Below are 11,998 nucleotides of genomic sequence, written 5' to 3' on the forward strand. Positions count from 1 at the left end.
AAGCTGCGCAGCGGCGCGTGTTTACGCACGAACAGGTGCGTTTCGGCGCCGAGGCCGTTAATCACCCCCGCCAGCTCAACGGCGATATAGCCCGCGCCGACCACCGCCACGCGCTTCGGCAGCGCCGGCAGTTCAAAGAAACCGTCGGAATCAATACCGTATTCCACACCCGGAATATTCGGGTGGCTCGGCCGGCCGCCGGTGGCGATCAGGATATGGTCAGCGGTGATCGTCTCGCCGTTCACTTCCACGGTATGGGCATCGACAAAGCGCGCGAAGCCTTTGATCACGTCGACGTTGTTCTTACCCAGTACGTTGTCGTAGGAGGTATGGATGCGGTCGATGTAGGCGCTACGGCTGGCGACCAGCTTCTCCCAGTCGAAATGGTTGATGGTGGTATCGAAACCGTAGTCCGGGCCGTAAAGATGAATCGCTTCGCGGATCTGCGCCGCATGCCACATTACTTTTTTCGGCACGCAGCCGACGTTGACGCAGGTGCCGCCCAGTTCTTTGGCTTCAATCAGCGCGCACTTCTGGCCGTACATGGCCGCGCGGTTAATCGAGGCGATACCGCCGCTACCGCCGCCGATGGCGAGGTAATCATAATGTTTGCTCATGCCCATATGTCCTTAATCGTTGATTGCCGCGATTGTAGCGCGAGGCTTAAAAGGTTCCACCGATGGTTGCGATTACTCCGGTACGATCCAACTGACGGTGGCGTGGCCGGTGCCGGCCGGAACCAGCTTGCTGTGCAACCACGGCAGCACATTGTTCATCTGCTGCTCCAGCTTCCACGGCGGGTTGATGACGATCATCCCGGAGGCGGTCATGCCGCGCTGGTCGCTGTCCGGACGCACCGCCAGCTCGATTTGCAGAATTTTGCGAATGCCGGTGGCTTCTAACTCTTTGATCATGCGTTTGATCTGTGCGCGCAGCACGACCGGATACCACAGGGCGTAGGTGCCGGTGGCGAAGCGTTTGTAGCCTTCGTGGATCCCGGTCACCACCGCCTGATAGTCGGTTTTAATTTCGTACGGCGGGTCGATCAGAATCAAACCGCGGCGCGATACCGGCGGCAGCTTGGCTTTCAGCTGCTGGTAGCCATCGGCTTTATCGACGCGCGCGCGGCTGTCTTTCTGGAACTCGGCGCGCAGCAGCGGGAAGTCGCTCGGGTGCAGCTCGGTCATCTGCAGGCTGTCCTGCTCGCGCAGCAGCTGGCGGGCGATCAGCGGAGAGCCCGGATAGTAGCGCAGCTGGCCATTACGGTTGAAGTGTTCGACCACGGAAATATACGGCTCCAGCTCTGCCGGCAGGTCGTCCTGCTGCCAGATGCGGGCGATGCCTTCGAGATACTCGCCCGTACGCTCGGCGTGCTCGCCGCTCAGCTGATAGCGGCCCGCGCCAGCGTGGGTGTCCAGGTAGAGAAACGGTTTTTCTTTCTCTTTCAGCGCTTCGATGATCAGGCTCTGAACGGTGTGTTTGAGGACGTCGGCGTGGTTGCCTGCGTGAAAGCTGTGGCGATAACTGAGCATGGATACAGAGATTCCGGGAAGTAAACAAGTTAACCGATAGTTTACCGCAGATCGGCCGAGATTACCGCTGCGCCGCCGCGCTGTTTCATTTCTGCCAAAAGCGTTGCAAAACATAACGCTGTCATAAAAACGTCAAACGGCCGCGCTAGCGTCGGGTGCAGGCAAGGTAATTATCTGAATAAAAGGAAAAATAATGAAAAGGCAACTCTCACTGCTGGCCGTCGCGCTGCTGCTGGCGCAACCGGTTCTGGCCAAAGACATCCCGCTGGACAGGGCGGCGGCCCTCGCCAATAGCGTGACGCCGGCTGCCTCCAGCCAGGCGTATGACGATCTTGAGCAACAGGGGCTGACGCAGCTACGTCACGCTCTGCAGGGGGATGCCGCCACGCTGACCCGCGATCGGCTGGCGCACACGAAACAAAACAAAACTCAGGCCGATACCGCCTGGCTGAAGGCCAGCGGCTATGACTTCCAGACCCGGGCCAACCAGCAGGCGGGTATTGCGCTGTTGTCGGCGTTCAGCACCCTGCCGGAGACCGTCGTGAAGCAGAATCTGGCGACGGTGACTAGCATCAATCGCGATGCCGTGCAGACGACACGCCGTCAGGCACTGGTAGATGCGGAAGGGATTAGCTACCTCTACTTCCTCAGCGATGCGCTGGGGCCGCGGCTGGGCAAAGCGTTTCTGACCGCCTATGACCAGGGCGCGCTGGGGAAAGCGGCAGCATTGATCAAAGCCTCGGAAGTCAGCACCGGCGAGGCGAAAAAGCACTTCAACAATCCGCGGCCGTTTCTGGTTCAGGGCAACACCATTCACCTGGTGCCGGACGACGTGGTGGTGAAGGATAACCAGCCCTATACCGCCGACGGCGGCTCGTTCCCCAGCGGCCACACCAACACCGGCTATACTGATGCGCTGCTGCTGGCGGCGATGATCCCGGAGCGCTACGACGCGCTGGTAACCCGCGGCGCCCGCTATGGCTACTCGCGCATCGTGCTGGGCGTCCACTATCCGCTGGACGTGATCGGCTCGCGGATGGTGGCCGAGCGCAACGTGGCCCACTATCTTAACGATCCGCACTACCGGGTATTATTTAACGAAGCCCGCGATCAGCTGCGCGCCGCGCTGGCGAAAGCCTGCGGCACATCGCTTGCTGAGTGCGCGAAGAGCAGCGTGAAAGACGATCCCTGGCGCGATCCGGCGATGCGTGATTTCTCTCGTTTCACCATGACCTACGACCTGCCGCAGCAGAAGGGGCCGCAGCCGCGTCTGCAGGTGCCTGAGGGGGCGGAAGTGCTGCTGGAGGCTGCCCTGCCGCAACTGTCAGCGGCCCAGCGTCGGGCGTTGATGGTCAACACCGCGCTGCCGGCGGGTTACCCCCTTTCCGGCACCACCCCCGAACAACAGTTCTGGCAGCGGTTGAATCTGTCGGCGGCCTGGGAGATGGCGCAAAAAAGGCATTAATGCGGTTTCCGGCACGCTGCACCGCGTGTCGGCCTTTTCCCGCAACGGGCGGACTTATCGCAGTAATACCCAGGATGACGCACCGCCCGTCATTGAAATTCCCCCAACTATCCCCCATTCTAGATCTCATGCATAAGCGCCGGACGCGCGCTTCATTCACCCTTTTCAACAGGACAGCGCATATGACCAATCCATTACTGACGCCTTTTTCCCTGCCGCCTTTTTCTGCGATCAAACCGGAACACGTGGTCCCTGCGGTCACCAAAGCGCTGGATGATTGCCGGGCCGCGGTGGAAAGCGCGGTGGCGCACGGCGCGCCGTATAGCTGGGAAAATCTTTGCCAGCCGCTGGCGGAAGTGGACGATGTGCTGGGACGCATCTTCTCGCCAGTCAGCCATCTGAATTCGGTAAAAAACAGCCCGGAACTGCGCGAAGCTTACGAACAGACCCTGCCGCTGCTCTCCGAGTACAGTACCTGGGTTGGCCAGCATGAAGGGCTGTATAAAGCCTACCGTGACCTGCGCGATGGCGATAACTACGCCACGCTGAATACCGCACAGAAAAAAGCGGTCGACAACGCGCTGCGCGATTTTGAATTATCCGGTATTGGCCTGCCGCCGGAGGCGCAGAAACGCTACGGTGAAATCGCCTCGCGCCTCTCTGAGCTGGGTAACCAGTACAGCAACAACGTCCTCGACGCCACCATGGGCTGGAACAAGCTGGTGACCGACGTCGCCGATCTGGCCGGTATGCCGGAAAGCGCGCTGGCTGCCGCTCAGGCTCAGGCCCAGGCGAAAGAGCAGGAAGGGTATCTGCTGACCCTGGATATCCCGAGCTACCTGCCGGTGATGACCTACTGCGACAACCAGGCGCTGCGCGAAGAGATGTACCGCGCCTACTCCACGCGTGCCTCCGATCAGGGGCCGAACGCCGGTAAATGGGATAACAGCCCGGTGATGGCGGAGATCCTCGCTCTGCGCCATGAGCTGGCGCAGCTGCTGGGCTTTGACAGCTATGCCTTTAAATCCCTCGCCACCAAAATGGCGGAGGATCCACAGCAGGTGCTCGACTTCCTCACCGACCTGGCAAAACGCGCCCGTCCGCAGGGCGAAAAAGAGCTGGCCCAGCTGCGTGCCTTCGCCAAAGCCGAGTTTGGCGTTGATGAACTGCAGCCGTGGGACATTGCCTACTACAGCGAAAAACAGAAGCAGCACCTCTACAGCATCAGCGATGAGCAGCTCCGCCCCTATTTCCCGGAAAACAAAGCCGTTAACGGCCTGTTCGAAGTGGTTAAGCGCATTTACGGCATTACCGCTAAAGAGCGTACCGATGTCGATGTGTGGCATCCGGAAGTGCGCTTCTTCGAGCTGTATGACGAACACAACGAGCTGCGCGGCAGCTTCTATCTTGACCTGTATGCCCGCGAACATAAACGCGGCGGGGCGTGGATGGACGACTGTGTCGGCCAGATGCGTAAACTGGATGGTTCCCTGCAGAAGCCGGTCGCCTACCTGACCTGTAACTTCAACCGCCCGGTCAACGGCAAACCGGCGCTGTTCACCCACGACGAAGTGATTACCCTGTTCCACGAGTTCGGCCACGGTCTGCACCACATGCTGACCCGCATTGATACCGCCGGCGTTTCCGGCATCAGCGGGGTGCCGTGGGATGCAGTCGAACTGCCGAGCCAGTTTATGGAAAACTGGTGCTGGGAGCCGGAAGCGCTGGCGTTTATCTCCGGTCATTATGAAACCGGTGAACCGCTGCCGCAGGAGCTGCTGGAGAAAATGCTGGCGGCGAAAAACTACCAGGCGGCGATGTTTATTCTGCGCCAGCTGGAGTTCGGCCTGTTCGATTTCCGCCTGCATGCGGAATACAAGCCGGAGCAGGGGGCGAAAATTCTTGAGACCCTGGCCGAGATTAAAAAGCAGGTCGCTGTGGTGCCGGGCCCGACCTGGGGCCGTTTCCCGCATGCGTTCAGCCACATCTTCGCCGGCGGCTATGCGGCAGGTTACTACAGCTACCTGTGGGCCGACGTGCTGGCGGCAGACGCCTTCTCACGCTTCGAAGAAGAGGGGATTTTCAACCGCGAAACCGGTCAGTCGTTCCTCGACAATATCCTGAGCCGCGGCGGTTCCGAAGAGCCGATGGTGCTGTTCAAACGCTTCCGCGGCCGTGAGCCGCAGCTGGACGCGATGCTGGAGCACTACGGGATCAAGGGTTAAGTCTGCGGTGAAGATCTGCTTAATTGATGAAACAGGCGCCGGAGACGGCGCCTTATCTGTTTTAGCCGCCCGCTGGGGGCTGGAGCAGGATGAAGATAACCCGATGGCGCTGGTGCTGACGACGGAGCATCTGGAGCTGCGTAAGCGCGATGAGCCCAAACTTGGCGGCATCTTCGTCGACTTTGTCGGCGGGGCGATGGCCCACCGTCGCAAGTTTGGCGGCGGCCGCGGTGAAGCGGTCGCCAAAGCGGTGGGTATTAAAGGTGATTACCTGCCGGATGTCGTCGACGCCACCGCCGGGCTGGGACGCGATGCCTTCGTGCTGGCGTCGGTCGGTTGCCGCGTGCGAATGCTGGAGCGTAATCCGGTGGTCGCCGCGCTGCTCGACGATGGCCTGGCGCGCGGCTATGCCGATGCGGAAATTGGCGGCTGGCTGGAGGAGCGGCTGCAGCTGATCCACGCCTCCAGCCTGACGGCGCTGACCGATATCACCCCGCGTCCGCAGGTGGTGTACCTCGATCCAATGTTCCCGCATAAGCAGAAAAGCGCGCTGGTGAAGAAAGAGATGCGCGTCTTTCAGTCGCTGGTGGGGCCCGATTTAGACGCCGATGGCCTGCTGGCCCCGGCGCGCCAGCTGGCGACCAAACGGGTGGTGGTGAAGCGCCCGGATTATGCGCCGCCGCTGGCGGAGGTCGCCACGCCGAACGCGGTGGTGACCAAAGGGCATCGGTTTGATATTTACGCCGGTACGCCGGAGTAATATTACGCCGTGGTGGTATCTCCCGGATAGCGGCGCAACGCGCCTTATCCGGGCTACCGAATTGTCGCCCGGCTCAGTGTAGCGTAAGCCGGGAACCGCAATATCTGAACAAACGGCGCCAGCGCGGATCGGCCGTCTTAAACGGTTACTCGGCGCTGGCCGGGGTATTAATCATCCGGTTCAGCCACGGCACCATTAGCGCCATCACCACCGTGACGCCCAGCGTCACCAGGCCAATTTTACTGAACACATTGGTATAGACCGGCAAGGTCTGCAGCGGATCGGTGATGTTTTCCGGCAACGCGGTAAAGGTCGCCACATAGCCGCCCAGCAGGAACGCGGCGGCCTGGGTCAGAAACCACATCCCCAGAATAAAGCCCATCAGATGCTGCGGCACCAGCGCGGCAACCATCGCCAGCCCCAGGGCGCTGATCAGCAGTTCGCCCAGGCTCTGGAACAGATAGACCAGCACAATAAACCACGGCGAGGTTAATCCCTGGGCGTCGGCAAACCACATTCCGGCGGCTGCGGCGGTCAGGAAGCCCAGCGCGCAGAGCAACATCCCGAGGGTAAACTTCACCGGCATGGTCAGGTCTTTCCCTTTGTGACCGAGATGGGTGTAGATCGCCGCCAGCACCGGACTGGCAACCACCACCCAGAAGGGATTGAGCGCCTGGAAGCTGACCGGATTGATGGTAAAGCCCAGGATCTCATGATGGACGTTGTTGATGGCGAAGAAGTTTAGCGAGGTCGGCATCTGGGCATACAGAATGTAGAACAACACCGCCTCGATCATCAGGATAAAGGCGACGAACATTTTGTTGCGCCCGGTTTTATCAAGGCGAAACGCTTCGCGGAAAAAGAACGCAATGACCACGATCGACAGGACAATCAGCACCAGGTTGGCGACCATCACGTTATGCATCAGCCAGGCGCAGAGAAAAATCATTACCACCGTCCCGGCCAGCACCAGCGCCAGATTGCGCAGGCTGAGGGGGTGATGATCCGGCTCGGAGCCAATATCTTTCACCATCCCGCGGCAGGCGAAGTAGACCAGCAGCGCGATAATCAGCCCCGCGCCGCACAGGTTATAGGTCACGGCATAGCCAAACTTTTCGGCGATCACCGGCGCCAGCGAGAGCGACAGCAGTGAACCGATGTTTATCGACATATAAAACAGGGTAAACGCCCCGTCGAGACGGGCGTCTTTAGGCGGATAGCATTTTGACAACAGGCTCGCCGGGTTGGCTTTAAACAAACCGTTGCCGACGGCGATGGTGCCGAGAGCGATAAAGATCAGCTGCGGTTTCAGCAGCGACATCCCGGTCATAAAGTAGCCGATCGCCAGCACAATGGCGCCAAGCACCAGCGTGCGTTTGGTCCCCAGCAGATGGTCGCCCACGTAGCCGCCGATGGAGATCAGCCCGTAAACCAGCGCCGCGAAGGCGCCGAAGGTGATAAAGGCCTGTTCCTGAGAGAAGCCCAGCTGTTTAACAAAGAAGACCGCCAGGATCCCCTGAACGCCGTAATAGCCAAAACGTTCCCAGAGCTCCACAAAGAAGATCATGAAGAACGGACGAGGTTGCTGCAGCAAGCCCGTAGGTGCAGTAGTATTCATATTCCTTCGCCTTGTTTTACTTTCCCAAAAAGTATGAACGCGTATGCCAGAACGCGCCGAAAATGTCTGATAACTCGCCATGCTGCGGTTATTGGCTTAGTGAATAGATTATTATATAGATGTTTTGGCGAATAACTGGTTGATCACACTAATTGAATGGCGATTTTATGGCTTTAATCTCTGCCATGCGGTGAGGGGAAAGCGAAAATAAAGACGCCCGCATCGGCGGGCGTCTTACGCGGATAAAACGGGACGGTTATTCGTCTTCTTCGTCGCGCAGCGGGACGATCAGCATGTCGACATGGACGGTGTTGATCAGCTGGCGGGCAGAAGACATCAGCTTGCTCCAGAAGTCCTGATGGTGGCCGCAGACCACCAGATCCATATCATATTTTTTAATCGCATCGACCAGCACCTGGCCGAGGTCGCCGCTGCCGCTCAGGGTCTCGGTGATCGGGTAGCCCGCGTTGGTGGAGAGCTCGGTCAGCGCGTGATGGGTCTCTTCGGAGATGCGTTTTTGCATGTCGCCGAGGTTAACGTCAATCAGCCCGGTGTAGAGGTCGGAGTAATTCACATCCACGTGGATCAGGGACACTTTTGCGTTATACGGGCGGGCCATAGAAACGGCTTTTTCAACCAGTACTTTACTCTCCGGGGACAGGTCTACTGCAATAAGAATATGTTTGTAAGCCATAGTGTTACTCCTTCCATAAGTTTGTCGATGACCATTGGACCTGACAGCTGGCGCTGCCGTTTCGCCCGCGTCCTGCGTGCTACATTCGCGGGAGGGTAGCCTTTAAGGACTTCATTGTAGAAGATATTTCCTACCTTATAGCGCCCCCCGCACTCCGTCAATGCACTGGGTTCACCTAAAAGTTAAACAAATTTATCCGTCTTACGTATTGATAACGAATAACCTTGTGGTAAAAAAATTAATGGATCTCCTACACTATTTAATGAGCCGGTCGGAAAAATAAATGTGATCGGAATCGCACTCTTTACGGTATCGTCGTGGGTTATTTGGGGAGCGGTAGCCGCGGAGGATTTCTCCGTGGGCGGGTCGCCGGGGAGGAGGTATGATCAGCACTATTGCGCTGTTTTGGGCCCTGTGTGTCGTTTGTGTGGTGAATATGGCACGCTACTTCTCATCGTTGCGTGCATTATTGGTGGTGCTACGTGGTTGCGATCCCTTGCTCTATCAGTATGTTGATGGCGGCGGCTTTTTTACCTCGCATGGGCAGCCCAGCAAACAGATGCGGCTGGTCTGGTATATCTACGCCCAGCGTTACCGTGACCATCACGATGATGAATTTATTCGTCGCTGCGAACGTGTCCGTCGTCAGTTTATCCTGACCAGCGCGCTGTGCGGTCTGGTGGTGGTGAGCCTGATTGCGCTGATGATCTGGCACTAACGACATCTTCGGGATAAAAAAACGGGCCAGCAAGCTGACCCGTTTTGATCGAATGACGTTTAAATCAGTTTCAGGGAGAGCCAGTAAAGGACGCCTGAAAGGATAATCGCTGCCGGAAGGGTCAACACCCAGGCCATCAGGATGCTGGTCACGGTCTTTTTCTGCAGACCACCGCCATCCACCAGCATTGTCCCCGCTACCGAGGAGGAGAGCACGTGGGTGGTGGAAACCGGCATTCCGGTGTAGCTCGCCAGGCCGATAGAAACCGCCGCGGTCATCTGTGCCGACATCCCCTGAGCGTAGGTCATGCCCTTCTTACCAATCTTCTCACCGATGGTGGTCGCCACGCGGCGCCAGCCGATCATGGTGCCGATACCTAACGCCAGCGCGACCGCCATAATAATCCAGATTGGCGCGTACTCGATGGTGCTCAGCATATCGGTTTTCAGTTTCTTCAGCAGACGCTGGTCGTCAGCGCTGACGTCCGGCAGCTTCGCCACTTTATCAGTGGTGTCGGAGATGCAGAGCATAATGCGACGCAGCTGACCGCGCTGATCCGGTGACAGTGAATCGTAGGTTTCAACGCCGGTCAGCATAGTCTTCACGCGGTCAAGCGCGTTGATAGTATTTGCTGGATGGCAATGAAACTCACCGTTGGCCGCGGTATTGGTATCCGGAGACGGAACCAACTGGTCAACACCGGTGGCTTTCTTCAGCAGGTCAGGGCGCTGCTGAAAGAAGGTTTCCACGTTGTTGACCGCGTCGCGGGTACGAGTGATTTCGTAACCGGAGGCGTTCATATTCACCACGAAGCCCGCCGGGGCGACGCCAATCAGCACCAGCATCACCAGACCAATGCCTTTCTGCCCATCGTTGGCGCCGTGGGAGAACGACACGCCGATAGCGGACAGGATCAGGGCGATACGGGTCCAGAACGGCGGTTTTTTCTTACCGTCTTTCTTTTCACGTTCTGCGGGGGTCAGGTGGATACGCGCGCGTTTTTTGGTACCGCTCCAGTAGCGACGGAGAATGAAAATCAGGCCGCCCGCAATCACCAGACCGACGATCGGCGAGATGATAAGCGAAGCAAAAATGCCGATGACTTTCGGGATATTCAGCGCATCAACCACTGAAGTACCGGTCATCAGCGCATTGGTTAAACCAATACCGATGATGGCGCCAATCAGGGTGTGAGAACTGGAGGCCGGGAGGCCGAAATACCAGGTGCCGAGGTTCCAGATGATCGCCGCCAGCAGCATAGAGAACACCATGGCGAGGCCATGTGCGGAACCCATGTTAAGCAGCAGATCGGTGGGCAGCATATGCACAATGGCATAGGCTACGCTGAGACCGCCCAGCAGAACGCCGAAGAAGTTGAAGAGCGCCGCCATCGCCACAGCAAGCTGCGAGCGCATTGCGCGAGTGTAGATAACCGTAGCCACCGCGTTTGCGGTATCATGGAAACCGTTAATCGCTTCGTAAAACAGTACAAAAGCTAAAGCAAGCAATAATAATAGTCCGGTATGTAAATCCAGACCGGCAAATAAATGTAGCATAGGACGTTACGCCATTTTGAGGACATGAACGCGGCGCATTATCAGTGACTTTAGCGGCGCGGGCAAAGTGAAATATAGACTTTTTTTGATTTTCTTCCTGTTTAGGTTTTACCCTGTTGGGAGTAATCCTATATCTTTCAATGATGTATCTAATGCGGGATTTTTCCCGCTGGTGTGACCAGAGTGAAATATTTACAAAACCCGACAATTGGGGAACGAGGAACGCGGTGTGGAAAGGTTTGATGCCATTGTCGTTGGCGCCGGAGCGGCGGGAATGTTTTGCGCAGCGCAGGCGGGCCAGCTCGGCTGCCGCGTCCTGCTGCTCGATAACGGCAAAAAGCCGGGACGAAAAATTCTGATGTCCGGCGGCGGCCGCTGCAACTTTACCAACATGTATGTTGAGCCGGCGGCCTATTTGAGCCAAAACCCGCATTTTTGCAAATCTGCCCTGGCGCGCTACACCCAGTGGGACTTTATCGAGCTGGTCGGCAAATATGGCATCGCCTGGCATGAGAAGACGCTCGGCCAGCTGTTTTGTGATGATTCGGCGGAGCAGATCGTCAATCTGCTGCTCGCGGAATGCGAAAAGGGCGACGTGCAGATCCGCCTGCGCAGCGAAATCCTCAGCGTCGAGCGAGATGAACAAGGCTACCGGCTACAGGTGAACGGCGAAACGCTGATGACCAAAAAGCTGGTGATTGCCTCCGGCGGTCTGTCGATGCCGGGGCTCGGCGCCTCGCCGTTTGGCTACAAGGTGGCCGAGCAGTTCGGCCTGAAGGTGCTGCCGACCCGCGCCGGGCTGGTGCCGTTTACCCTGCATAAGCCGCTGCTCGAGCAGCTGCAGGTGCTCTCCGGCGTTTCGGTGCCTTCTACCATTACCGCCGAGAACGGCACCCTGTTCCGCGAAAATCTGCTGTTTACCCATCGTGGCCTTTCCGGGCCGGCGGTGCTGCAGATATCCAGCTACTGGCAGCCCGGCGAGTTCGTCACTGTTAACTTGCTGCCGGACTGCAATCTTGAGGACTTCCTTAACGAGCAGCGCAGCGCGCATCCCAACCAGAGCCTGAAAAATACCCTGGCGATGCAGCTGCCGAAGCGGCTGGTGGAGTGTCTGCAGCAGCTGGGACAGATACCTGATGTGGCACTGAAGCAACTGAACGTTCGCGATCAGCAGACGCTGGTGGAGACACTGACCGCCTGGCGCGTGCAGCCGAACGGCACCGAAGGCTACCGGACGGCGGAGGTGACCCTCGGCGGTGTGGATACCAACGAACTTTCGTCACGTACCATGGAGGCGCGTAAGGCGTCGGGTCTCTACTTTATCGGCGAAGTGATGGACGTCACCGGCTGGCTCGGCGGCTATAACTTCCAGTGGGCGTGGTCAAGCGCCTGGGCCTGCGCGCAGGCGCTGGTGGAAGGGTAACGGCGGT

Annotated in this window: 10 protein-coding genes; 5 read left to right on the forward strand and 5 right to left on the reverse strand. The window is 58.2% G+C overall.

The annotated features are described in order from the left end of the window. Window positions 1-617 (reverse strand): FAD-dependent oxidoreductase (locus tag CW267_RS01500; protein WP_165787417.1); only part of this gene is annotated, 617 nt, incomplete at its 3' end. A gap of 72 nt (window positions 618-689) precedes the next feature. Then, on the reverse strand, window positions 690-1,532 hold the full coding sequence (locus CW267_RS01505) for a 23S rRNA (adenine(2030)-N(6))-methyltransferase RlmJ (RefSeq protein WP_008806933.1): 843 nt from the start codon (window positions 1,530-1,532) through the stop codon (window positions 690-692). A gap of 193 nt (window positions 1,533-1,725) precedes the next feature. Here CW267_RS01505 and CW267_RS01510 point away from each other — a divergent pair, with 193 nt between their 5' ends. The 3 genes from CW267_RS01510 (at window position 1,726) to rsmJ (ending at window position 5,982) form a co-directional block, all read left to right on the forward strand. Next, a complete protein-coding gene (locus CW267_RS01510) occupies window positions 1,726-2,997 on the forward strand; it encodes an acid phosphatase (RefSeq protein WP_080782743.1) in 1,272 nt (423 codons plus the stop codon). 182 nt (window positions 2,998-3,179) lie between these two features. Further along, window positions 3,180-5,222 carry an oligopeptidase A gene (gene prlC / locus CW267_RS01515; RefSeq protein ID WP_032731401.1) on the forward strand — a complete coding sequence of 681 codons (2,043 nt, stop codon included), beginning with the start codon at window positions 3,180-3,182 and terminating at the stop codon, window positions 5,220-5,222. 7 nt (window positions 5,223-5,229) lie between these two features. After that, the gene (gene rsmJ, locus CW267_RS01520) at window positions 5,230-5,982 is read left to right on the forward strand and encodes a 16S rRNA (guanine(1516)-N(2))-methyltransferase RsmJ (protein ID WP_012967105.1); all 753 of its coding nucleotides are present in this window, start codon (window positions 5,230-5,232) and stop codon (window positions 5,980-5,982) included. 145 nt (window positions 5,983-6,127) lie between these two features. Here rsmJ and dtpB read toward each other — a convergent pair whose 3' ends face one another. Next, complete coding sequence (gene dtpB / locus CW267_RS01525) at window positions 6,128-7,600, reverse strand: dipeptide/tripeptide permease DtpB (protein ID WP_043874983.1); 1,473 nt, start codon at window positions 7,598-7,600, stop codon at window positions 6,128-6,130. Between the two features lie 256 nt (window positions 7,601-7,856). Then, window positions 7,857-8,294 carry a universal stress protein UspA gene (gene uspA, locus CW267_RS01530; protein ID WP_004145166.1) on the reverse strand — a complete coding sequence of 146 codons (438 nt, stop codon included), beginning with the start codon at window positions 8,292-8,294 and terminating at the stop codon, window positions 7,857-7,859. A 382-nt stretch (window positions 8,295-8,676) separates the two neighbouring features. On the opposite strand from uspA, the gene uspB reads away from it, so the two are divergent. After that, entirely contained in the window at window positions 8,677-9,012 is a 336-nt protein-coding gene (uspB, locus tag CW267_RS01535) for a universal stress protein UspB (RefSeq protein ID WP_002921203.1), read from the forward strand. A gap of 59 nt (window positions 9,013-9,071) precedes the next feature. Here uspB and pitA read toward each other — a convergent pair whose 3' ends face one another. After that, the gene (gene pitA, locus CW267_RS01540; protein WP_008806938.1) at window positions 9,072-10,568 is read right to left on the reverse strand and encodes an inorganic phosphate transporter PitA; all 1,497 of its coding nucleotides are present in this window, start codon (window positions 10,566-10,568) and stop codon (window positions 9,072-9,074) included. A 229-nt stretch (window positions 10,569-10,797) separates the two neighbouring features. Between pitA and CW267_RS01545 the strand changes: the two genes are divergently transcribed. Further along, window positions 10,798-11,991, forward strand: a complete 1,194-nt coding sequence (locus CW267_RS01545; RefSeq protein WP_046620625.1) for an NAD(P)/FAD-dependent oxidoreductase — start codon at window positions 10,798-10,800, stop codon at window positions 11,989-11,991. Window positions 11,992-11,998: the final 7 nt, after the last annotated feature.

The sequence above is a fragment of the Klebsiella sp. X1-16S-Nf21 genome (assembly GCF_002837615.1).
Taxonomy (GTDB): domain Bacteria; phylum Pseudomonadota; class Gammaproteobacteria; order Enterobacterales; family Enterobacteriaceae; genus Klebsiella; species Klebsiella variicola.